This window comes from Acidovorax sp. 100, from assembly GCF_003688355.1.
Classification (GTDB): Bacteria; Pseudomonadota; Gammaproteobacteria; order Burkholderiales; family Burkholderiaceae_C; genus Acidovorax; species Acidovorax delafieldii.
Map to the genome: position 1 here is coordinate 3156990 of NZ_REFD01000001.1, position 23252 is coordinate 3180241.

Below are 23252 nucleotides of genomic sequence, written 5' to 3' on the forward strand. Positions count from 1 at the left end.
AAGCCTTTTTGCCTGCAAGCGCAATGGATATATGTGCTGGCAGCTATCAAAAACATAGTGTTTAATTTTCTGAAGGAGCTTTCCATGCCACGCAACCAACAAATCGTTCTCGACAACCGTCCCCAGGGCGAAGCGGTGGCCAGCAACTTCAAGCTGGTCGCGACCGACACGCCCGCGCTGCAGGACGGCCAGGTGCTGGTGCGCCACCACTACCTGAGCCTGGACCCCTACATGCGCGGCCGCATGAACGAGAGCAAGAGCTACGCCGCCTCGCAGGCGCTGGGCGAAGTCATGATCGGTGGCACCGTGGGTGAAGTGGCCGAGAGCAAGCATCCCAAGTACGCCGTGGGCGACAAGGTGGTGGGCATGGGCGGCTGGCAGGAATACAGCGTGGTCAATGCCGACCAGCCCGGCGCGCTGCGCAAGGTCGATACGACCCATGTGCCGCTGTCGCACTACCTGGGCGCCGTGGGCATGCCGGGTGTCACGGCCTGGTACGGCCTGGTCAAGATCATTGCGCCCAAGGAAGGCGACACCGTGGTGGTGAGCGCCGCCACGGGCGCCGTGGGCAGCGCTTTTGCGGCCCTCGCCAAGGCCCGTGGCTGCCGCGCGGTGGGCATTGCGGGCGGTGCCGACAAGTGCAAGTACGCAGTGGAAGAACTGGGCTTTGACGCCTGCATCGACTATCGTGCCCACAGCGACGTGAAGGCCATGTCCAAGGCCCTGAAGGAAGCGTGCCCCAACGGCATCGATGGCTACTTCGAGAACGTGGGCGGCTGGATCATGGACGCCGTCATGCTGCGCATGAACGCCTTCAGCCGCATCGCCCTGTGCGGCATGATCGCCGGCTACGACGGCGCACCGCTGCCCATGGCCAACCCCGCGCTCATGCTCATCAACCGCATGAAGGTCGAAGGTTTCATCGTGAGCGAGCACATGGAGGTCTGGCCTGATGCCCTCAAGGAGCTGGGCACGCTGGTCGGCACCGGCAAGCTGCGCCCGCGTGAGACCATTGCCCAAGGCATTGCTGCTGCGCCCGAGGCCTTCCTGGGCCTGCTCAAGGGCAAGAACTTTGGCAAGCAACTGGTCAAGCTGATCTGATGATGCTGACGTGGACCTGGGCCCGCTTCGATGACCTGGGCGTGCATGCGCTGCATGACGCCCTGGCCTTGCGCTGCAAGGTGTTCATCCTGGAGCAGGGCCCCTACCAGGACCCGGACGAAGCGGACAAAAAGTCCTACCACCTGCTGGGCTACGACGAGGCGGGTGCGCTGCAAGCCTGCCTGCGCGTGGTGGACCCGGGCGTGAACTACCCCGAGCCCTCGATTGGCCGCGTGGTCACCGCCAAGGAGGCGCGCGGCAACGGCACAGGCCGGGCGCTGATGCAGGAGGGCATTGCCCGCTGCAGCCAGGCGTGGCCGGACCGGGGCATCCGCATCAGTGCGCAGGCGCACCTGCGGGGCTTTTACGGCAGCCTGGGTTTTGAGGCGGTCTCCGACGAATACCTGGAAGACCATATCCCGCACATTGAAATGCTGCGAAAGGCGGGCTGACACAGCCGCAGCCCCTTCGACCAGTCACACAGCCCACCCGTGAAGGAGCCGACATGACCTTGCCCACCGCCACCCTGGCGCGTACCCATGACGTCTTCAACCAGAGCACGCCGTGGGCGGATGTGAACCTGTTCACCACCAACCAGCCGCTGCAGGACGCGCTGAGCTTGCATGCACCTGGCCTGCGCGTGGAGGGCCTCACCGCGCTGGGCGCCGAGATGGGCTCAGCCGACATGCTGACCCACGCGCGCCTGGCCAACACTTACAAGCCCCAGCTGCGCACGCACGACCGCTTTGGCCACCGCACGGATGTGGTGGAGTTCCACCCCAGCTACCACGCGCTGATGGGCGCCGCGCTGCGCCACGGTCTGCATGCCACGCCCTGGTCGCGCCAGGACACGGGCCACGCGCATGTGGAGCGCGCGGCGGGCTTCATGCTGTTCACCGAGGCCGAGCCCTCGGTGCTGTGCCCCGTGTCGATGAGCTACGCCGTGACCCCGGCACTGCGAGGCAATTCAGCGGTATGGGCGGACTGGAGCAAGGGTTTGGCAAGCACGCAGTACGACCCGCGCCTGGCGCTGTTCTCGCAGAAATCCGCGCTCACCATGGGCATGGGCATGACCGAGAAGCAGGGCGGATCGGACGTGCGTGCCAACACCACACAGGCTGTCCACGACGGCGACGATGCCTGGGGCGCGCGCTATCGCATCACCGGCCACAAATGGTTTTTCTCGGCGCCCATGTGCGATGCCTTCCTGATCCTGGCGCAGGCGCCCGGCGGGCTCACCTGCTTCTTCCTGCCGCGTGTGCTGCCCGATGACACGGTCAATGCGATCCGCATCCAGCGCCTGAAAGACAAGCTGGGCAATCACGCCAATGCCAGCTCCGAGGTCGAGTTCATCGGCGCGATGGCCTGGCGCGTGGGCGAAGAGGGCCGGGGTGTGGCGCAGATCCTGGAGATGGGCACCATGACGCGGCTGGACTGCGCGCTGGGCACCAGCGGCCTCATGCGGCAGGCGCTCAGCATTGCGCTGCACCACACGCGCCAGCGCTCGGCCTTTGGCAAGAAGCTGATTGAACAGCCACTGATGCGCAATGTGCTGGCCGATTTGGCGCTGGAGAGCGAAGCCGCCACCGCGCTGTCAATCCGCCTGGCCAGCGCCTTCGACAAGAAGGCCACCAGTGAGCACGAAGCCGTGATGGCCCGCCTGCTCACGCCCGTCGCTAAGTTCTGGGTGTGCAAGCGCGGCAGCGTGTTTGCGCAAGAGGCCATGGAATGCCTGGGCGGCAACGGCTATGTGGAGGAGGGCGGCGAGGGCGTGATGGCTCGTATCTACCGCGAGATGCCGCTCAACTCCATCTGGGAAGGCGCGGGCAACATCATGGCGCTGGATTTGATGCGCGCCGTGCGCCGCGCCGACACCGCTGCCGCGCTGGACGCCGAACTGGCACCCGCACGCGGCGCCCACCCGGCGCTGGACCGTCTGGCCGGCGCACTTCCCCTGCGTGTAGACGCCATGACCACCGAGGCCGAGGCCCGGCGACTGGCCCAGGATGTAGCGTTGGCAGTGCAGGCGGCCCTGTTGTTGCGCAGTGCGCCCGGCGCAGTGTTCCGAGCGTTTTGCGACTCGCGCCTCTCTGGTGACTGGGGCTACAGCTTTGGCACGCTGGGCGCGGGTGTCAACCTTGACGCCATCTTGGACCGCGCACTTCCGGCCTGAGCCATCCCACAGAATTTTGCGGAGAAACCCATGTCCCACCTCATCCTGCACCACTACCCCTCGTCCCCGTTTTCCGAAAAGATCCGTGCGGTGCTCGGCTTCAAGCAGCTGGCCTGGAAGTCCGTCATCATCCCCAGCGTCATGCCCAAGCCCGATGTGGTGGCGCTGACCGGCGGGTATCGCAAGACGCCGTTCTTGCAGATCGGCGCCGATATCTATTGCGACTCGGCCCTGATCTGCGATGTGCTGGAGCATGAGCATCCCGAACCCGTGCTGTATCCGCCGCATCTGAAAGGCGTGTCGCGCGTGTTTGCGCAGTGGGCCGACACCACGCTGTTCTGGGCTGCCATGGCCTACAACCTGCAGCCCAAGGGCGCCGCCGTGTTGTTTGCCAACCTGCCGCCGGCGGCTGCGCAAGTGTTTGGCGAAGACCGCCGCGAGATGAGCGCGGGCATGCAGCGCCTGCGACCGGCCGATGCCACGGCCGCCTACCGCTCGTACCTGCGGCGCATTGCGCACATGGCCGAGGAACACGACTTCCTGTTCGGCGCCGAGCCTTGCCTGGCCGACTTTGCGGCCTACCACCCGCTGTGGTTCACGCGCCAGTGTGTGCCCGTGATGGCCGACATCTTTGCCGCCACACCCGCCGTGCTGGAGTGGATGGACCGCATCGCTGCGCTGGGCCACGGCCGCATGGAGAAGTTCAGTGCCGCTGACGCCATCACCGTGGCCGCGGGCATGGAGCCGCTGCCGCTGACCGACGACGTGTTCCAGGACGAGCACGGAATCCCGCTGGGTACCCAGGTCACGATTGCCGCCGAGAGCTTTGGCACTGAGCCCACGGAAGGTGAGCTGATTGCCGCCACCCGCACCCGCTACACGCTGCGCCGTACCGATCCGCGCGCGGGCACGGTGCACGTTCACTTCCCCCGCATTGGCTACGTGCTGCGGCCGGTGGCGCCCTGAACAACGGCAGCCTTTTTGATCGCATTGCGCCCGATGCGCTCTGCGTGTTCGGGCGGCGTTGGCCGAAGCCGTGTGTCGGCATAAAAGCCGTCCCGTGTTTCACGACCGCACCCCATCATCCATCGATAACCACTAGGAGACACAAAACATGATCGACAACTTTGCCGGCAAAACCGCCGTCCTCACCGGTGCAGGCTCGGGCTTTGGCCTGGAATGCGCGCGCATTGGCGCCCGCCTGGGCATGAACCTGGTGCTGGTCGATGTGCAGCAGGACGCGCTCGACGCCGCCACGGCCGAGATGCAGGCCGCAGGCGCCCAGGTGCTGGCGCGCAAGGTGGACGTGTCGAACGCCGCCCAGATGGAGCAACTCGCCGCCGACGTGCAGCAGCGCTTTGGCGCACCGCACCTGGTGTTCAACAACGCAGGCGTGGGCGCGGGCGGCCTGGTGTGGGAAAACTCGGTCAAGGACTGGGAGTGGGTGCTGGGCGTAAACCTGTGGGGTGTGGTGCACGGCGTGCGCCTGTTCACACCCATGATGTTGGCAGCGGCCAAGGCCGACCCCACTTGGCGCGGCCACATCATCAACACCGCCAGCATGGCGGGCCTGCTGGCGGCGCCCAACATGGGCATCTACAACGTGAGCAAGCACGCAGTGGTCAGCCTGTCGGAAACGCTTTACCAGGATTTGTCGCTGGTCACTGACCAGATCGGCGCCAGCGTGTTGTGCCCGTTCTTTGTGCCCACCGGCATCAACCAAAGCCACCGCAACCGCCCCGGCGACCTGCCTGCCGAAAAGCCCACCAAGAGCCAGCTCATCGGCCAGGCCATGAGCGACAAGGCCGTGGGCAGTGGCAAGGTGACTGCTTCCGAGGTCGCGCAAAAGGTCTTCGACGCCGCCGCCCAGGGCCAGTTCTACATCTACAGCCACCCCAAGGCCCTGGCCTCGGTGCAGACGCGCATGGAAGACGTGATGATAGGCCGCAACCCCACCGACCCGTTTGCCGCCAAGCCCGAGCTGGGTGCACAGTTGCGGGCAGCGCTGAGGGCTGATTAAGCCAGAGGCGCTTGATTTACATGCCCTGAATGCTATCCAAAGAGTAGCAAATGGCCGCAGAGCTGCACGCCAACGACACGGCGCACCGCCCCACAGGCGGCTATGCGCTGTTCCCCACGGCCATTGGCCACTGCGGCATTGCGTGGCGGGGGGCGCTGCTGGTGGGGGTGCAGTTGCCGGAAGACGCGGGCGAGGTGGCAACGCGTGCCCGCATGCAGCGCCGGTTTCCGCAGCTCGCTGAAGGTGCGATGCCACCCAATGTGGCAGCTTGGGCAGCACGCGTGGTGGCCCTGCTTGAAGGTGCGCAGGACGACCTGCGTGATGTGCCCTTGGCGCTCGACGCCGTGCCTCCCTTCCACGCCCGCGTGTACGAACTGGCCCGCCGCATTCCACCCGGCAAAACCATGACCTATGGCGAGATGGCTGCCGCATTGGGCGAGCCGGGTGCTGCGCGTGCCGTGGGCCAGGCGTTGGGCCACAACCCGTTTGCGCCTGTGGTGCCGTGCCACCGTATCCTGGCGGCGAACGGCAAGACGGGCGGTTTTTCGGCCGGTGGCGGCGCCACCACCAAGATACGCATGCTGGAGATCGAGGGCGCCTTTGCGCACGAGACCCTGGCGCTGTTTGCACCCAGGGGCTGAAGGGGTTCAGCCGCGCTTTTTGAGCAGGGGCGACCCCGCGCTGGCCATGGCCAGCTCGTGCGTGGTGTTCAGCAGGGCGGGGCCCAGGGCCTGCATGCGTTCGGGCGTCAGGCGCACCAGCGGGCCCGCAATGGTCACCACCCCGATCACCGGGCCGTTGCCTTGCCGGATGGGTGCGGCCATGGCCGTCATGGCCGGAGCAAACACCTCGACGATGGTGCTGAAACCCTGCTGCCGTGCGGTGCGCAGGTAGGCCAGCAGGGCCTTCACGGTGGTGGGGGCGTTGGGGCCGTAGTCCTCGGGTTTGCCAAAGCCCTGGCGCGCTACCAGGGCCAGGGCCTCTTCATCGCTCATCGTGGACAGCCAGGCATGGCCGGCCGAGCTGCACGACAGGTTGACCGACAGGCCCATGTCCGGGTCGTAGCGCAGGCCGCGCACGGCCCCTTGCGCCTTGGCCACAAAGGTCAGCGCGTCGCCATCCACCACGGCCAGACGCACCAGTTCGCCAGATTCGGCGGCCAGCCGGTCCAGCAGGGGCTGGGCAATGTCCACCACGCCCGTGGCGCTCAGATAGCCCAGGCCCAGCGACACCAGCTTGATGGTGAGCATGTAGTTGCCCTGGCTCTGGTCCTGCCGCACGTAGCCGCAACGGATCAACTCGGCCAGCAGGCGGTGCGTGGCGCTCAGTGGCATGTCCAGTTCGGAGGCCAGGCTCGACAGGGCCTTGCCTTCAGGGTGTGGAGCGAGGTGCTCCAGGACTCTGAAACTGCGTTCAAGGATGCTGCTCATGGCGGGGGCTCTTCGTGATCGTGGACCGGTTTTTCCAGGATACCCAAGCGCTGGTTCTTCGGGCGCAATGTATCAAAAATTGTTAAAGGGTTTCTACTGTGGAAACAGTTTCCACTCTATTCATACGATGCAGTCCCCGATGCACTCCGGGCCTGGTGTGCACATTGCTGGTCTCTTTTTGTTGGAGAAGTCCCTGTGAAAAAAACTGCTTGCCTTCTGGCGGCCGCTGGCCTGTCCTTCTTGATGGCGCTACCCGCCGCCGCGCAGCAGGAGCGCGTGATCCGCTTCGGACACCTGAACAATGCCGACCATCCCGTGAGCTTTGGCGTCAAGCGTTTTGGCGAACTGCTGGCGGCCAAGAGCGGCGGCAAGATGAAGGTGATGGAGTTCCCCGCCTCGCAGCTGGGCAACGAGATGCAGCAGCAGTCGGCGTTGCAGGGCGGTGTGCAGCAGATGTCGGCACCGGCCACCACCTCGCTGGCCGGCATCGTCAAGGAATTCGGGTTGGTGGACTTTCCCTTTTCTGTGGCCAACTTTGCGCAGGCCGATGCGCTGCTCGACGGCCCCCTGGGCCAGGCGCTGATCGCCCGATTGCCCGAGAAGGGCCTGGTGGCCCTGGGCTACTGGGACCTCGGTTTTCGCAACGTGACCAACAGCAGGCGCCCTATCACCAAGGCCGATGATTTTGATGGCCTCAAGCTGCGCGTGATCCCCAACCCGGTGTTCCTGGAGACCTTCAAGGCCTTCAAGGCCAACCCTGTGCCCATGCCGTTTGCCGAGCTGTACGGCGCGCTGGAAGCCAAGGCCGTGGACGGCCAGGAGAACCCCTATGCCGTGATCCTGTCGAACAAGATGTTCGAGGTGCAGAAGTACGTGAGCGCCACCAACCACGTGTACGCCGCCAACATCGTGCTGGTGAGCAAGAAGTTCTGGGACCAGCTCACCCCTGCCGAGCAGAAGATGATGCACGACGCTGCCAACGAGTCGCGTGGCTACCAGCGCCAGGTGAGCCGCGCTGCAGCGCAGCGTTCGGTGGGTGACCTGCAGGCCAAAGGCATGGCCTACAACGAGATCACGCCCGCCGAGCTGGCCCGCATGCAGCAGATCGCCAAGCCCGTGATCGAGAAGTTCGCGGCCACCTATGACCCGGCGATTGTGAAGCTCTACAACGACGAACTCGCCCGCATCCGCAAGTAAGAGCGCCTGGCAAAACTCTTCTGGCGTCGTTGCTGCGTCTTGTCGTGCTATTCGCACTGCCTGCGACGCAGCGCCTAGCCAGAACCGCTTCGCTGAGCTTTGTCAGCCGCTCCCAACCCTGAACACCCCATGAAAATCCTCATCCTCCACGGCCCCAATCTCAACCTGTTCGGGCGCCGCGAACCCCACATCTACGGCACCACCACGCTGGCCCAGATCAACGAGCGTTTGCTCAAGCTCGCTGCGGAGCTGGGTGTGGAGCTCGATATCGTGCAGTCCAACCACGAAGGCGCGCTCATCGACTTCCTGCACGCCAACATCGATGTGGCGCAGGGCGCACTCGTGAATCCTGCGGGGCTGACACAGCACGGCGTGCCGCTGCACGATGCCATTAAGGCCATGCCTTTCCCGGTGATCGAAGTGCACATGTCCAACATCGCCGCGCGCGAGGCCTGGCGCGCGCATTCCATCATCTCGCCCGCCGTCAAGGCCACGGTGCAGGGCTTCGGTCCCCACTCCTACCTGGCCGGGCTGCGGGCGCTGGTGGACAGCCTGCGCGAGGCCGCCCAGGTTGCCTGAGCGGTGTGTGCGCACGGTGGTGGGCGTTCAACGTGTCTTCTGAAAATTCGTAGTTCAGTGATGGACCGGCGCTGACTTTTGCCGTGCTGGTACCGAGCGGCGGTTGCCCGACGGTTTTTAGACAAATCGGCCGCTGGCGATTGCATGGATTGCTTCATTCAACTGCGCCCCGTGGGCCCCCGATGCTGTCCAGACCTTGCCCCGTACGTACGGTCTTTGCTTGCGGCCCATATGCGCCGCCAGATGGCGACACCGCGCGGCGTGGGGCGAGCACCTCTCAGCACTGGCGCCGCGCCGGTGTGTCTGCCATAGACCGCAAAAGCATGGCGCCAGCTTCTGCAGGGTGGACAGGACAGTGACCCAGTCTGGACGCAGCACCTCTTCATCACCGTCTGGCAGCGCATAGAGACCTGTCAGACGCAGCGCCAGCAGGCCTCAAGATGGCGGTTGCGAGTGTTACATTTGTCCGTAGCATCCGCTGCAGTGAGCGCCATTTGCTGGACTGTTTTCCGAATGTCACTGTCTTCGCTGAGGAACCGTCGCATGTCTCCAGATCGCCAACGGCTCATCCGCATGCTCTTCGACGAGTACATCGAGATGTATGCCGGACGCGATGCCCGGCTGGTGGATCGCTTCAGCGAGAACTTCAGCGGCTTTGCGGGCAGCAGCGACAAGCTCATCAAAACCCGCAGCGAATGGGTGGACATCACGCAGACCGACTTTGCGCAGGTGCCCGGGCGCATCGGCATCGAGGTGCTGGACCTGTTCCCGCAGGAACTGGGCGCCGATGTGCTGGCCATGACCGCGTTTTTTCATATTCATTTGCCCCATCCCGACCCGCTGTTTGCCAGCGAAACCGCTCGTCTTGTGGTCGTTTTTCGGCAAGAGGGTGACGACTGGAAGATTGCGCACAGCAGCATCTCCATCCCGTATGGACTGGCCCGAGACGGCGAGGTGTACCCCGTCAGCCGCCTACAGCAGCGCAACCAGGAGCTGCAGACGTTGGTGGATGAGCGCACCCAGGCACTGGCCCAGGCCAACAACCAGCTGCAGCTGCTCAGCAACACCGACGGCCTGACCGGTATCGCCAACCGCCGCCATTTTGACCAGACCTTGGCCCATGAATGGGCTCGCGCACAACGGGCCCACGGACCGCTGTCGCTGATCATGCTGGACGTGGATGTGTTCAAGCACTTCAATGACCACTACGGCCATCTGGCGGGCGATGCCTGCCTGAAATCCCTGGCCCTGACGCTGGCACAGACCGGGGGACGGCGCGACGGTGACCTGGTGGCGCGCTTTGGCGGCGAGGAGTTTGTGGTGCTGCTGCCTGGCGCCGATGCCCGGGTCGCCCTGGAGATGGCCCAGCACATCCAGCAAGCCATCCAGGCGCTGGCCTTGCCGCACGAGGGTGCGCCGTGGGGCATCGTGACGGTGAGCTTCGGCGTGGCCACCATGGCGCCACAGCGCGAGCAGTTGGCCGAAGAGCTGGTACGACGCGCGGACCGCGCGATGTACCGTGCCAAGCAAGGCGGCCGCAACCGCATCGAGCAGGCGCCGGAGCAATAAAGCGGGGTGGGTCGGGTTTTACCTGGCCGCCAGCCGAGCGAATTCTTCCGCCACGCCCCGCACCGTGAGCGGCGCACAGCCTTCGGCATGGTTGCTGATGGTCACGAAGGCGTTCTGTCCACGGCCTGTGATGCCTGCGATCACTGCGGCCAGTGCCGCCCGGGTGTCCAGGTCCGGGTGGTGCAGGCGGTCGTAAGGTTCGTACATCCGCTCGGCGTCTTCATAGCCGTACGGGCCGTGCACAGGGTTCAGGTTCCAGCGGCACACCAGCGGGCCGGGCCACAGCGCACGCAGCAGGGGCAGTTGGTCGTGGAGCGGCGGCATCTTGGCATGCAGCCCCAGGCAATAGGTGGCGCCCGCTTCACGCAGCACGGCCGCAAAGTCGGGCGTCAGCCACTCGGGGTCACGCACCTCCACGGCAATCACCCCATCGGGCGCCAGTGGTGCCAGCGGGGGCAGGGCCAGCAGCATGGCACGCAGGCGATCCAGCAAGGCGGGCATGCGATCGAGCTGCGCCAGCGGCAGGGGGCTGAGCTGGAATACCAGCGCGCCCAGCTTGTGGCCCAGGCCCTGGAGCGCCGGCTCCACACATTCGCTGCGGGCCAGCTCGGGGCTGAGGAACGCCGGGTTGGGCTGGCGGCCGCGTCCGTCTTCGCTGCGCACCAGTGCATCCGTCACCACGCTGGGCGCCTTGACCACAAACCGGAAGTCGTCGGGCACTTGCGACGCATAGCGCTCGTATTGGCTCACCGTGAGCGGCCGGTAGAAGCTGCGGTCGATGCTCACCGTGCGCATCAGCGGGTGCTGGGCGTACACGGCCAGCCCCTGTTTGGACAGCTGCGTGTCGGAATGCTCGCCCTCCCACACCAGGCCTTTCCAGCCGGGGTAGGTCCATGACGAAGTGCCCAGGCGCAACTGGCGGGGCAGGGCGGCAGCCAAGGCTTTCAGAGCATCGTCCGGAACAACGGGGGCTACCGTGCCAGACCGGGTACGCCGTGCAGTGGACTCAGTGCCTTGCGTGGGTGATGGTGCCGATGGCCCGTTGGCCGGCACATCTGCCGGCGGGGGCTTGGGCAGCGTGTCGCCAAAAAGATCGTCTTGCATGCGCTGCGGTGGTGCGGTTTGGTGCGGTACGGCGGGGTAGGTTGCGCTACGAGCTGCCAAACAGCCCGCTCTCGTCCAGCAGGTCAAACGTGATCTGGGGATGGGTGTCCATGCTTTTCTTGATGGCAGCCGGGATGGCCTGCCGTGTCTTGCGGCACAGGCCCGGCTGTTCGTGCACCAGGATCGCAATGCCCCGCAGGCTGCGCACCTCGTTCGGGCTTTGGGTGATGGACAGGCGGATGCCCAGTTGCTGCTCCATGCGCTCCTGCATCCTGCGCAGGTCGGCAAGACTGCCCAGGTTCTCCAGGCGCTCCAGCATCTTCTTTTCTTCGCTGCGCGTGAGCATCAGGATGCGCACATCGCTGCCCGGTGTCTGGAGTAGCGCATCCCGGTCGCACACGCAGGTGCCGGGAGGGCATTCGGTGCGGATGGGGAAGGGGGGAAGGGACATGGAGCGATGTGCTAGCAGTCCTTCATTCTATGAAGGGCTGACCGTGCCGAGCGTGTGGCCACCCGCAAGTCCATGCGGCCCAACAACAAAAAGGGCTCCCAAAAGGAGCCCTTTTTGCCTGCCCGCCCCTGCGGTTCAGTTAACACTCCCCATGGCAGCAGCACCCGCACCGCGCGAAGTGCCACCACCCTGGGAAGTCCCGCAACTGCTTCAATCCAACCCAAGCAGTTGGTCTGCCAAATTACATGGCGCTGAATTCGCCCGAAGGGATCTGGCCGGTGCGCACGGCTTCAGCAGCCTGTGCACGCACGGCAGCGCGGTCAGCGGTGGATTGGTAGGTCACCACACGCGAGCCTGCGGGTTCCATGTTGTGGGTCTTGGCTTCCACTACAGCTTCGGCTTGCACTTCAGCGCGGGTGCGGTTCGTATCGAACTTCAGGGCAAATTGCGAGCCATCGGCTTCATCGGCATGGGCGCCAAAAGCGGCGAAAGCGGCGACAGCGGCGATAGACAGGAAACGTGCGGTGTTGTTCATGATGGATAAGTCCTTGAAGTTGAAAAAGCGTCTCAAAAAAGCCGGGTCAAAAACCATTCCTGAACCGGGTTCGGTGAGTCGCCTTGCGGGTTCGGCTCATCGATGGGTTGAACTGTACGCCGATGGTGTTTAGAGAAAAACCACCCAGTCGCAAACTAACTGTTCCAGTATTGGGAACAATCCGCCGAGCGGTCTAAGGGCTGCCAAAACCGCCTGTGGCAAACTCGCGCGCTTCGCTTTTTTGTTTGACCGAGTCTCAGAGAGTCCGCCCCACCCATGCAGCAGATCGTTCGGCAGTTGGCCGCAGAAATCAAAGTCAGTGAACAACAGGTGCGCGCAGCGGTGGAGCTGCTCGATGGCGGTGCCACGGTGCCCTTCATTGCGCGCTATCGCAAGGAAGTGACGGGCGGGCTGGACGACATTCAGCTGCGCGAGCTGGAGGCGCGCCTGTCCTATCTGCGCGAGCTGGAAGACCGCCGCGTGGCCGTGCTCAAGGCGATTGACGAGCAGGGCAAACTCACCGATGCACTGCGTGCCGCCATTGCGGCCGCCCCGACCAAGCAGGAGCTGGAAGACATCTACCTGCCGTTCAAGCAAAAGCGCCGCACCAAGGGCCAGATCGCCCGCGAGTTCGGCATCGAACCGCTGGCCGACAAGCTGTTTGCCGACCCCACACTGGACCCCGCCGTCGAAGCTGCGGCGTTCACCAAGCCACCCGAAGTGCTGGATGACGGCAAGCCCGGTGCCGATTTCTCTACCGTGCCCGCTGTGCTGGATGGTGTGCGCGACATCCTCTCCGAGCGCTGGGCCGAAGACCCGGCGCTGGTGCAGAACCTGCGGGAGTGGCTGTGGGCTGAAGGCCTGCTGCGCAGCAAGAAGGTGGACAGCAAGAACGAGAACGACCCCGAGGTCTCCAAGTTCCGCGACTACTTCGACTACGACGAACCCATCGGCCGCGTGCCCTCGCACCGCGCGCTGGCTGTGTTTCGCGGGCGCGGACTCGAAATTCTGGAAGCCAAGCTGGTATTGCCGGTGGAGCCCGAACCCGGCAAGCCCAGCATCGCCGAAGGCAAGATCGCCCTGCAGCTGGGCTGGAGCCACCAGGGCCGCAAGGCCGACGACCTGATCCGCAAGTGCGTGGCCTGGACCTGGCGCGTGAAGCTCAGCCTCTCGACCGAGCGCGACCTGTTCGCCCGCCTGCGCGACGAGGCCGAGAAGGTCGCCATCAAGGTGTTTGCCGACAACTTGCGCGACCTGCTGCTGGCCGCACCGGCCGGCCCGCGCGTGGTGATGGGGCTGGACCCAGGCATCCGTACCGGCGTGAAGGTGGCCGTGGTGGATGCCACGGGCAAGCTGGTGGAGACGGCCACCGTGTACCCGCACGAGCCCAAGCGCGACTGGGATGGCTCGCTGTTCACCCTGGCCAAGCTGGTGGAAAAACACGGCGTGAACCTGATCGCCATTGGCAACGGCACAGCCAGCCGCGAGACCGACAAGCTGGCCGCTGACCTCATCAAGATGGCCGCCAAGGCCGACCGCGCCATCGAGAAGGTGGTGGTGAGCGAGGCGGGGGCTTCGGTCTATTCCGCCAGCGAATATGCGTCGCAAGAGATGCCCGATGTGGACGTGAGCCTGCGCGGTGCGGCCTCCATCGCCCGCCGCCTGCAAGACCCGCTGGCCGAGCTGGTGAAGATCGACCCCAAGAGCATCGGCGTGGGCCAGTACCAGCACGACGTGAACCAGAGCGAGCTGGCCCGCACCTTGGGCACGGTGGTGGAGGACTGCGTGAACTCGGTGGGTGTGGACCTGAACACGGCCAGCGTGCCGCTGCTCAGCCGCGTGTCGGGCCTGTCCGGCAGTGTGGCCAAGGCCGTGGTGCGCTGGCGCGAGGCCAATGGTGCTTTCAAGAGCCGCAAGCAGCTCATGGATGTGGCCGGGCTCGGTGCCAAGACCTTTGAGCAGAGCGCGGGCTTCTTGCGCATTCGCGGTGGTGACAACCCGCTGGACATGACGGGCGTGCACCCCGAGACCTACCCGGTGGTCGAGCAGATCATGGAAAAGACTGGCAAGCCGGTGGCCGAGATCATGGGCCGTACCGACATGCTCAAGACCCTGAAGCCCGAGCTGTTTGCCAACGAGAAGTTTGGCGTGATCACTGTCAAGGACATCCTGGCCGAGCTGGAGAAGCCCGGCCGCGACCCGCGCCCCGACTTCAAGGTGGCGCGCTTCAACGACGGCGTGGAAGACATCAAGGACCTCAAGGAAGGCATGATTCTGGAGGGCACGGTGAGCAACGTGGCCCAGTTTGGCGCTTTCATCGACCTGGGCGTGCACCAGGACGGCCTGGTGCATGTGAGCCAGCTGGCGCACAAGTTCGTGAACGATGCGCGCGAGGTGGTCAAGACCGGCGACATCGTCAAGGTCAAGGTCATGGAAGTGGACGTGGAGCGCAAGCGCATCGGCCTGTCGATGAAGCTGGATGCCGCGCCACCGCGCCAGGGCGGCGACCGGGGCGCACCCCGTGACAACCGCTTTGAGGGCGCAGGCCGTGGCTACGCACAACCCCAGCGCCGTGGGCCCGAGCCTGTGCAGCAGTCGGCCATGGCGTCGGCATTTGCGAAGTTGCAACAGGCCAAAGGCCGCTGACGCAGCCGGCTGTGCCGCCGGTGGTTTTTTGGCCGTGCAGGGGCCCATAATCGCCAGCACCTGAACCAACCACCGGCGCCTTACCCCATGGAGTTGAACGCACTGCTGGCCCAACCTGTGGCACTGCCCAGCCTTCCGCGCGCCGTGGCGCTGCTGATGAGCGAGCTGGCCCAGAACGAACCCAGCTTGCGGCGCCTGAACCAGCTGTTTGGCACCGATCCTGCCCTCGCGGCTCGTTTGCTGGAACTGGCCAACTCCCCCACCTTCCAGCTGCCCGGGCAGATCGCGGGCATCCCCGAGGCGCTGGCGCTGCTGGGCACCGCACAGCTGCGCACGTTGGTCACGTCGGCGCCGCTGGGCACCACGTCGCGCTCGGTGCCCGGGGTGAACATGCAGCAGTTCTGGCGCTACAGCCTCAACACGGCCAAGCTCGCGCGGTCGCTCGCTGGCATCGTTCACCACAACCAGATCGCGGCCTATACCGCCGGTTTGCTGCATGCCTTGGGCGAGCTGGTGATCCATCTGGCGGACCCCGAGAAGGCCCAGTCGGTCAACACCCTGGTAGCCCCGTTTGACTTGCGCCGCGACAAGATCGAGCAACGCATCTTTGGCTACAGCTACGGCCAGGTGACGGCGGGCTGCGCGCGCCGCTGGCAACTGCCCGAGGTGGTGATTGACGCCCTGCAGCACCAGCACGCACCGTTTGACAACAAGGTCTACGAACCCCTGGCGGGCGTCATCCACCTGGCCGCCTGGCGCGCCCGCGCGCGCGAGGCCGAGCTGAACGAAAAAGAGCTGGCGGTGTCCTTCCCCGGCGAAGTGGGGCTGGCCCTGGGGCTCGATATCGACATGGTGCTGCAGCAAGACCCCATCGACTGGACCGCCCGACCGGATGCGGCGGCGGATTTCATCGTCTAGTTACCCTGCGCCAACGTAGCGGGGGTGGCATGGAGAGGCAGCCACCGGCCGATGTCCATGGTGGGCCGTCTCACCGCAGCTGTTTGCGACAATCAGCGCCATGAAAGCATTGCGCATCCACGCCGGCCCCCGCGCCCGCCAACACCTGGAACAACAGGGCCTGCGGCCCGCTGACGTGGGCGTAATCCCGGCAGCGGCTGGCGGTCCCAAGGGACTGATCCTGGGGCCGATGGACCGGTTCATTTTTGGGGAGTGGCTGCCGCGCTCCGATCAGCCTGTGCACCTGGTGGGCGCCTCGATTGGCGCCTGGCGCATGGCCACGGCCTGCCTGCAGCAATCGGTGGCGGCTTTTGAGCGGCTGGAGCACGACTACATCCACCAGGACTACGAGCTGCCACCCGGCAAAAAGCGCCCCACGGCCGCCCATGTGAGTGAGCGGTTCGGCCAGAACCTGGAGGCCTTCTACGGCGGGCGGGTGCAGGAAGTGCTCAGCCACCCCCGCTACCGCCTGCACATCGTCACGTCCCGGGGCCGCCATGTGCTGGGGCGCGAGCATGCGCTGGGCACACCGCTGGGGTATCTGGGGGCGTTTGTGACGAACACCGTGCACCGCAAGGCGATGGGGGCCTGGCTGGAGCGGGTGGTGTTTTCCTCATCGGGTGCGGCCTTGCCTTTTGCCACGACCGACTACCGCACCCGGCAGGTGGGGCTGAACGCAGACAATTTCATGCAGGCGCTGCAGGCCAGCTGCTCGATCCCGTTTGTCTTGCAGGCCGTGCACAACATCCCGGGCGCCCCGCGGGGCGCTTACTGGGACGGCGGCATCACCGACTACCACCTGCATCTTGCCTATGGCTTGCCGAATGGTGTTGCTTCTGAATTGATAGCTGCTCAGACAATAAGCACTAGCGCTCCCAGCGGAAAAGGCTCAAAAACTGCGGCTGAGGCGCTGCGCGCGGGTGCTGGCAGCCTCGTGCTCTACCCCCACTTCCAGCACCGCGTGGTGCCGGGCTGGCTGGACAAGGGGCTGAAGTGGCGCCACAAGGCCACGTCCGCGCTTGACAACATGGTGGTGCTGTCGCCCGACCCGGACTGGGTGCGCCGCTTGCCCAATGCCAAGCTGCCCGACCGCAATGATTTCACCCACTACGGCACGGACAGCCGTGCCCGGGCGCAGGCGTGGCTGACGGCCACGCGCGCCAGCCAGCAGCTGGTGGATGAGTGGCGCGAATGGCTGGAGCGGCCGGACATGGGCGCGGTGCAGCCGTTGTAGTGCGGCGGGGCCGCAGCGCCATCGTCACCCGCCGGGACCGCTGCGCTGGCTGCCGGATGCTCAGGTCGAGGCAGACCGGCGCGCTGCCTCTTGCACCGCCCGGGCCGCATGGCGTGCAGCGTGGTCGCGCGCCCAGGGCAGCACATCGGCCGCAGGCATGGGCTTGGCAATACCGTACCCCTGCGCGCGTTCGCAGCCCAGCTCCAGCAGCTTGGCGCAGTGCTCGGCGGTTTCGACGCCTTCGGCCACCACATGGCGGTGGAACGCAGCCGCCAGCGCCACGATGGCTTGGACGAGGGTGAGGTCGTCGCCGTCCTCCAGAATGCCGCGCACGAACGACTGGTCGATCTTGATGGTCTCGGCAGGCAGGCGCTTGAGGTAGGAAAGGGACGAAAAGCCGGTGCCAAAGTCGTCCAGCGCAAAACGCACGCCCAGGGCCTGGCAGCTTTGCATCATGCGGCGCATGTACTGCATGTCTTCCAGCGCGGCGGATTCCAGGATCTCCAGCTCCAGCCGCGAGGGAGACACCTCGGGGCAGGTGTGCAGGATGTCCTTGAGCCGCTGCACAAAATTGGGCCGGTGAAAGTGGGGCGCCGCGATGTTGACGCTGACCTCCCAACCCATGCCTGCATCGCTCCATACCCGCATCTGCGCCAAGGCCTGGCGCAGCACCCATTCGCCCAGTTCGACCTGCAGGTCCGTGTCCTCCACCAGCGGCAGCACGTGCTGCGGGCCCAGCAGCCCCTCCTGCGGGTGTTGCCAGCGCAGCAGGGCTTCGAGCCCGATGATCTCGCCCGTGCGCAGGTTGACCTTGGGCTGGTAGTGCAGCACCAGTTCGCCCGCGTGCAGTGCGCGGGCCACCCGGGTCTGGCGGGTGTGCTGGGTCTGCACGGCGTGGTCGTGTTGCACGTCGAACACGTGCAGCTGGTTGCGCCCGAAGCTCTTGGCCTGGCACATGGCCTGGTCGGCATGGCGCAGCAGGGTGTCGGGGTTGGCGTCGTCTTGCGGAAACACGGCCACGCCAATGCTGACGGTGATGTTCACCAGGCGGTCGTCAATCGCATAGGGCGCGGCCAGTTGCTGCATCAGCACGGCCAGGCGCGCCTCGATGGCGGGCACATCGGGCTGTTCGCCGAGCAGCAGCACAAACTCGTCGCCGCCCATGCGGGCCACGGCTTCGTGGGCCGTGATGAACGCGCCCAGGCGCCGCGCCACTTCCTTGAGCAGACGGTCGCCTACGCGCTGGCCAAAGGTGTCGTTCACGGCCTGGAAGTGGTCCAGGTCCAGCATGCACACCGCCAGCAGCAGCTGCTTGTTGCGGGCCACGAACAGGGCGTGTGTGAGCTTTTCGGCGAGGGCCGCACGGTTGTACAGACCGGTGAGCGCGTCGTGGCGGGCGTGCCACGAGATTTGGTGGCGCAGGTTGCGTGTTTCGGTCACGTCGCGGAACACCAGCACGCAGCCCGCCGCGTGGCCGCTGCCTTCGCGGATGGCGGCTGCCGTGTACTCGATGGCATAGCGCTCGCCCGATCGGTGGATCAGCACCTCGTAGGTCGCCTGCTGCAGCCCACCCGGCTGGGTGTCGCGGTCGGCGGCCGCGCTGGCGGTGCGACTGGCGGGCTCTTCGTACAGACGAAACACGTCGTCCAGCTGCCGGCCCAGCGCCTGATCGGCCGTGAACCCGGTCATGAGCTGTGCGGCCTCATTGATGGTCTCGATGCGCCCGCCCAGGTCGGTGGTGATGACCCCGTCGCCGATGGAGGCGAGGGTGACCTCGGCACGTTCCTTTTCAGCGCGCAGGGCTTCCTGGGCGCGCTTGCGCTCGGTCACGTCCACCAGCGTGCCGATGGTGCCAGCCAGTTCGCCGTTGGTGCTGGTGAAGGGCGCTTCGAAATAGGCCATGTCCAGTGGGGGCTGGTGGGGGGGGCGGATGCGGATCTCGTTGTCGTGCGCGCTGGCGATGCGGGCCGACCGTTCCGGGGCCAGTTCGGCCGGCAGGCTGGCCCCTGCAGCGCCGTCAGCACCTGGCTGTGACTGGAACAGGCGCTGCCATGCGCGGTTGGCGTCCAGGTAGGTGCCGTCGGCATGACGCACAAACACGGGCAGGGGCAGGGCATCGATCAGCTGGCGGGTGAAGTGCAGTTGCTCGCTTTGCTGGCGCTGCGTTTCATGCAAGGACAGCACCAGAGATTGCACCTTGCCCGCCATGTCGTTGAAGGTCTCGGCCATGGCACGGGATTCGAGCGTGCCGGTGACCTCCATGCGCGTGCTCAGGTAACCCTGGCGAAACGCGTCGGTGGCCTGGGCCAGGCGCTGCAGCATGCGGGCATTGGCCCGCAGCAGCAGCGTCAGCAGAAAGAAGATGGTGAAGATGTTGAGTGCCGAGATGCGTGCCTGTACCAGCACCGTGGCCCACACCTGGTCCGCCAGGGGCTGCGGGTGGGCCGTCACCGTCAGTCGGCCCGATGTGCCGTCTGCCAGCGCGAGGCCGGACTGCTGCACAGGGGCGGAGAGGTCCAGCCAATCGGTAAACCATTTCGGAGCATTGGCGGGGTAGGGGAGGGCGGTGACCTCAATGGCGGGCTGGTCGGCGGCCTGCCATTTGATGGACGCCACTGCCGGCGCTGCCTGCGCCAACCCCTCGGTCAGGATACGGGTCACGGTGTCGGCATCGGGCGCGGGCACGGCGGCCAGGCGCAGCTGCAAAGGATCGCTGGCGCGCCGCAGTTCGGTAGAGCCTTGCTGCAGGGCTTCGTCGGTTTCTGCGGCCAGCAGGTAGTGGTAGCGCACCCCAGTGACCAGCAGGATGATCGCCACGATGGACACATACAGCCGGGGGTAGGTGCCCCGCAGAAGCCAGGTGGTGAGATTTCCGGTGCGCATTGACGGTGGTCCTCCCCCACAACCCCAGTGGTAATGAATGGTTAATTAATTGTTGACAGCGGCGAGTCTATCTTGTGAGAAGTTGTGAGCGTGGTTTTGCATCGCGCTCCCGGCGCGGTGTTGCTGATGTGTGACGTTTTGTAAAACTGCGGAGCTGCCAGCACGTGCAATGCGCGCCTGACGGCTGCCGCGCCCAGGGTGCGCGGCGGAGGTACAGAGGGTGACGCGGCTGGGTTCAGAGCGACTGGGCCAGCATGTCGCGGTATTCCTCGGGGGCGGCAATGCGCGGGTTGGTCTTGTGGCAGTGGTCGGCCATCGCGCCCTTGATGATGTCGTCGAACATCGCCTCGTTCACGCCCATGGCGGCCAGGCCCGTGGGCAGGCCCAGGCGGGCGTTCATGTCGCGGATGGCTTCGGGGATATCGCCCGCAGATTGGAGGCCCATGGCGTGGGCCATGCGCTCCAGGCGCCTTTCCTTTTGCACCGATTCGGCCTGCGCGTTGAAACGCACCACGGCGGGCAGGAACATGGCGTTGAGCGTGCCATGGTGCAGGCGCGGATTCACGCCGCCCAGGCTGTGGCTGAGCGAGTGCACGGCGCCCAGGCCCTTCTGGAATGCCATGGCGCCCTGCATGCTGGCGCTCATCATGTGCAGGCGCGCATCGCGGTCGCTGCCATTCTTGGTGGCCTGCTCGATGTTCGCCCAGCCGCGCGTGAGGCCGTCCAGCGCAATGCCGTCAGCGGGCGGGTTGAACGCGGCGGACATGAAGGTTTCCATGCAGTGCGCAATCGCGTCCATGCCCGTGGCTGCTGTGAGCATGGGGGGCAGGCCGAGGGTGAGTTCGGGGTCGCAGATGGCGGTCTTGGGCACCAGGTTCCACGAGTGGAAGCCGAGCTTGCGGTGGTCGTCCACGATGATGATGGCGCCGCGCGCCACCTCGCTGCCCGTGCCGCTGGTGGTGGGCACGGCGATCAGCGGCGCGGCGCGGTCGGTGATGCGCGGCGAGCCGCCTTCGATGGTGGCGTAGTGCGTCAGCGGCCCCTCGTGCGTGGCCGCAATCGCGATGCCCTTGGCGCAGTCGATGGCGGAGCCCCCGCCCACGGCGATCAGTCCGTCGCAGCCCTGGGCCTTGTATATGTCCACGGCGGCGCGCACGGCGGCCTCCGTGGGGTTGGAGGGGGTCTGGTCAAACACGGCCACCGTCATGCCGGGCAGCGCGTCCAGCGCCTTTTGCAGCACGCCGGCGGCCTTCACGCCGGGGTCCGTCACGATCAGCGGGCGGGTAATGCCCACGCGCTCGCATTCCTGCTTCAGCAGTTGGACGGCGCCGAATTCAAACTGGATCTGGGTGACGTAGTAGATGAAAGCCATGGTGCAACAGAATGTGTGAATGGGGGTGCCAGCGATTACGATAGCTCGCCAGCCTTTGAAAAGGTTCTGAGCCCACTTTATAAGGAGGAGACAGCCTTGAAAACGAAGCAAACCCTGATGGCGGCCCTGGTGGCCGTCGCATCTGTGACAACAAGCGCCCAGGCCCAGTGCCTCACGGACGCGCAGGCCGCCGACCTGGTGGCCAACTATGTGGCCAAGACCCCGGCAGCCAACCCCGAGAACCTGACGGACGCCGACGGCTCCTGCACACGCGGCAAGGTCAACGCCTTGCTGGCCCAGCGCATGGGCAAGGTGATTGGCTACAAGGCGGGCCTGACCAACCCCGCCGTGCAAAAGCGCTTCAACACCGACAAGCCCGTGTGGGGCAAGCTCTACGAGGGCATGGTGCTGCCCAGTGGCGCCACGGTGGATGCAGCCTTCGGTGCCCGCCCCCTGTACGAGGCCGACATGCTGGTGCGCGTGAAAAGCGCCGCCATCAACCAGGCCAAGACCCCCATGGACGTGCTGAACGCCGTGGACCAGATCATTCCCTTTATCGAGCTGCCCGACCTGATGGTGCAGGCGCCGCCCAAGCTCAACGGTGCGGGCGTGACCGCCATCAATGTGGGCGCGCGCCTGGGCGTGGCGGGTGCCCCGATTGCCGTGCCGGCGTACCGGGGCGAGCGTTTTGCCATGCTCCAGGCCCTGGCCGACATGAACGTATCGCTGACCGATGGTGCGGGCATGCGCCTGGGCGGTGGCAAGGGCAGCGACATCCTGGAGCATCCGCTCAATGCCGTAGTGTGGCTGGCGGGCGCGTTGGCGCAAGAAGGCCTAGCCATGCAGCCGGGCGATCTGATCAGCCTGGGCTCATTCTCGCCCCTGCTGCCACCCAAGGCCGGTTTGTCGGTGACGGCCACCTACGATGGCCTGCCCGGCGCCGCACCGGTGCGCGTGACCTTCAAGTAAGCCACCGATGAGCGGCCCGCCGCCGTGCGGGCCGTTTTGTTTTTTTGCCGAGACCCCAACCGTTGACCGACCTGCACATCCACCACACCCGTCTCACCCCCCAGATGCGCAGCGTTCTCGAACGCATGGCCCGCGCGGGGCACCCACCGCTGCACACGCGCACGCCGCAGGAGGCACGCATCGCTTACCAGGCGGGCGCGGATGTGCTGGAGGTGCCCAAGGCCGCACTGGCGCGGGTGGAGGACCTGCAGATCCCGGCCCGCGACGGCGCCATGCTGCCCGCACGGCTGTACGCGCCCAGCACCGACAAGGGCTTGCCCGTGCTGCTGTACACGCACGGCGGCGGCTTCACCATTGGCAACATCGCCACGCACGACATTCTGTGCCGCGAGCTGGCGCGTCTGGCGGGTTGCATGGTGGTGTCGCTGGACTACCGGCTGGCGCCGGAGCACCGCTTTCCCACGGCCAGCAACGATGCGTGGGATGCGCTGCAGTGGCTGGCTGCCAACGCCGAGCGCCTGGGTGCCGACCCGCAGCGCCTGGCCGTGGGGGGCGACAGCGCGGGGGGAACGCTGGCCGCGGTCAACGCCATTCTGGCGCGCGATGCGGGCCTGCCGCTGGCGCTGCAACTGCTGATCTACCCCGGCTGCGCGGCGCACCAGGACACGCCTTCACACGCCACCTTTGCACGCGGCCTGGTGCTGGAGGAGCCCGCCATCAGCTGGTTCTTTGGCCATTACGTGACCACCCGCGAGGAGCGCGAGGACTGGCGTTTTGCGCCGCTGCTGGCGCCGGACGTGGAGGGCGTGGCACCCGCGTGGATCGGCCTGGCCGAATGCGACCCGCTGGTGGACGAAGGCGTTGACTATGCCGACAAGCTCCGCCTGGCGGGCGTGCCCGTGGACCTGGACATCTACCGGGGCGTGACCCACGAATTCATCAAGATGGGCCGCGCCATCCCCGAAGCGCGCAAGGCCCATGCCGACGCAGCCCGCGCGCTGCGCCTGGCTTTTCATCTGGAGTAAACGAACC

At 65.9% G+C, this 23252-nt stretch carries 20 protein-coding genes; 14 read left to right on the top strand and 6 right to left on the bottom strand.

Annotated elements, in window-relative coordinates:
• Positions 1-84: 84 nt before the first annotated feature.
• The 6 genes from C8C96_RS14640 to C8C96_RS14665 all read left to right on the top strand — a co-directional run bounded on the left by C8C96_RS14640 (position 85) and on the right by C8C96_RS14665 (position 5935).
• Positions 85-1101, top strand: a complete 1017-nt coding sequence (locus C8C96_RS14640) for an NADP-dependent oxidoreductase (protein ID WP_099732133.1) — start codon at positions 85-87, stop codon at positions 1099-1101.
• Positions 1101-1553 (top strand): GNAT family N-acetyltransferase, encoded by a 453-nt coding sequence (locus C8C96_RS14645; RefSeq protein ID WP_121942758.1) that lies wholly within the window; start codon positions 1101-1103, stop codon positions 1551-1553. Before C8C96_RS14640 ends, C8C96_RS14645 begins: the two co-directional genes overlap by 1 nt.
• A gap of 53 nt (positions 1554-1606) precedes the next feature.
• Complete coding sequence (locus C8C96_RS14650; RefSeq protein WP_199737477.1) at positions 1607-3274, top strand: isovaleryl-CoA dehydrogenase; 1668 nt, start codon at positions 1607-1609, stop codon at positions 3272-3274.
• Between the two features lie 30 nt (positions 3275-3304).
• Positions 3305-4240 (top strand): glutathione S-transferase family protein, encoded by a 936-nt coding sequence (locus C8C96_RS14655; protein ID WP_056063482.1) that lies wholly within the window; start codon positions 3305-3307, stop codon positions 4238-4240.
• A gap of 148 nt (positions 4241-4388) precedes the next feature.
• Complete coding sequence (locus tag C8C96_RS14660) at positions 4389-5294, top strand: SDR family oxidoreductase (RefSeq protein ID WP_121942759.1); 906 nt, start codon at positions 4389-4391, stop codon at positions 5292-5294.
• Between the two features lie 50 nt (positions 5295-5344).
• Complete coding sequence (locus tag C8C96_RS14665) at positions 5345-5935, top strand: methylated-DNA--[protein]-cysteine S-methyltransferase (RefSeq protein WP_121942760.1); 591 nt, start codon at positions 5345-5347, stop codon at positions 5933-5935.
• A 6-nt stretch (positions 5936-5941) separates the two neighbouring features.
• Here the strand turns inward: C8C96_RS14665 and C8C96_RS14670 are convergent, their stop codons facing one another.
• A complete protein-coding gene (locus C8C96_RS14670) occupies positions 5942-6724 on the bottom strand; it encodes an IclR family transcriptional regulator (protein ID WP_121942761.1) in 783 nt (260 codons plus the stop codon).
• A gap of 243 nt (positions 6725-6967) precedes the next feature.
• On the opposite strand from C8C96_RS14670, the gene C8C96_RS14675 reads away from it, so the two are divergent.
• The 3 genes from C8C96_RS14675 to C8C96_RS14685 all read left to right on the top strand — a co-directional run bounded on the left by C8C96_RS14675 (position 6968) and on the right by C8C96_RS14685 (position 10069).
• Positions 6968-7921 carry a TRAP transporter substrate-binding protein gene (locus tag C8C96_RS14675; protein ID WP_099732131.1) on the top strand — a complete coding sequence of 318 codons (954 nt, stop codon included), beginning with the start codon at positions 6968-6970 and terminating at the stop codon, positions 7919-7921.
• A 129-nt stretch (positions 7922-8050) separates the two neighbouring features.
• Positions 8051-8500, top strand: coding sequence for a type II 3-dehydroquinate dehydratase (locus C8C96_RS14680; protein ID WP_056063471.1), 450 nt, complete (start codon positions 8051-8053; stop codon positions 8498-8500).
• 543 nt (positions 8501-9043) lie between these two features.
• Positions 9044-10069 carry a diguanylate cyclase gene (locus C8C96_RS14685; RefSeq protein WP_121942762.1) on the top strand — a complete coding sequence of 342 codons (1026 nt, stop codon included), beginning with the start codon at positions 9044-9046 and terminating at the stop codon, positions 10067-10069.
• An 18-nt stretch (positions 10070-10087) separates the two neighbouring features.
• Here the strand turns inward: C8C96_RS14685 and C8C96_RS14690 are convergent, their stop codons facing one another.
• The 3 genes from C8C96_RS14690 to C8C96_RS14700 all read right to left on the bottom strand — a co-directional run bounded on the left by C8C96_RS14690 (position 10088) and on the right by C8C96_RS14700 (position 12159).
• Entirely contained in the window at positions 10088-11173 is a 1086-nt protein-coding gene (locus C8C96_RS14690) for a DUF72 domain-containing protein (protein ID WP_121942763.1), read from the bottom strand.
• A 46-nt stretch (positions 11174-11219) separates the two neighbouring features.
• A complete protein-coding gene (locus C8C96_RS14695) occupies positions 11220-11624 on the bottom strand; it encodes a hypothetical protein (RefSeq protein WP_121942764.1) in 405 nt (134 codons plus the stop codon).
• 241 nt (positions 11625-11865) lie between these two features.
• Complete coding sequence (locus tag C8C96_RS14700; RefSeq protein WP_121944028.1) at positions 11866-12159, bottom strand: DUF4148 domain-containing protein; 294 nt, start codon at positions 12157-12159, stop codon at positions 11866-11868.
• Between the two features lie 276 nt (positions 12160-12435).
• On the opposite strand from C8C96_RS14700, the gene C8C96_RS14705 reads away from it, so the two are divergent.
• The 3 genes from C8C96_RS14705 to C8C96_RS14715 all read left to right on the top strand — a co-directional run bounded on the left by C8C96_RS14705 (position 12436) and on the right by C8C96_RS14715 (position 16996).
• The gene (locus C8C96_RS14705) at positions 12436-14805 is read left to right on the top strand and encodes a Tex family protein (RefSeq protein WP_121942765.1); all 2370 of its coding nucleotides are present in this window, start codon (positions 12436-12438) and stop codon (positions 14803-14805) included.
• Between the two features lie 87 nt (positions 14806-14892).
• Positions 14893-15723, top strand: coding sequence for an HDOD domain-containing protein (locus tag C8C96_RS14710; RefSeq protein WP_056063447.1), 831 nt, complete (start codon positions 14893-14895; stop codon positions 15721-15723).
• A 100-nt stretch (positions 15724-15823) separates the two neighbouring features.
• Complete coding sequence (locus C8C96_RS14715; protein WP_121942766.1) at positions 15824-16996, top strand: patatin-like phospholipase family protein; 1173 nt, start codon at positions 15824-15826, stop codon at positions 16994-16996.
• Positions 16997-17056: 60 nt separating this feature from the next.
• Here the strand turns inward: C8C96_RS14715 and C8C96_RS14720 are convergent, their stop codons facing one another.
• Both C8C96_RS14720 and C8C96_RS14725 read right to left on the bottom strand, forming a co-directional pair.
• Entirely contained in the window at positions 17057-19879 is a 2823-nt protein-coding gene (locus tag C8C96_RS14720) for an EAL domain-containing protein (protein WP_121942767.1), read from the bottom strand.
• Positions 19880-20114: 235 nt separating this feature from the next.
• Positions 20115-21251, bottom strand: a complete 1137-nt coding sequence (locus tag C8C96_RS14725; RefSeq protein WP_121942768.1) for an iron-containing alcohol dehydrogenase — start codon at positions 21249-21251, stop codon at positions 20115-20117.
• 96 nt (positions 21252-21347) lie between these two features.
• Here C8C96_RS14725 and C8C96_RS14730 point away from each other — a divergent pair, with 96 nt between their 5' ends.
• On the top strand, positions 21348-22220 hold the full coding sequence (locus tag C8C96_RS14730) for a 2-keto-4-pentenoate hydratase (RefSeq protein ID WP_121942769.1): 873 nt from the start codon (positions 21348-21350) through the stop codon (positions 22218-22220).
• Between the two features lie 104 nt (positions 22221-22324).
• Positions 22325-23245, top strand: a complete 921-nt coding sequence (locus tag C8C96_RS14735) for an alpha/beta hydrolase (RefSeq protein ID WP_199737540.1) — start codon at positions 22325-22327, stop codon at positions 23243-23245.
• The last annotated feature ends 7 nt before the right edge of the window (positions 23246-23252 follow it).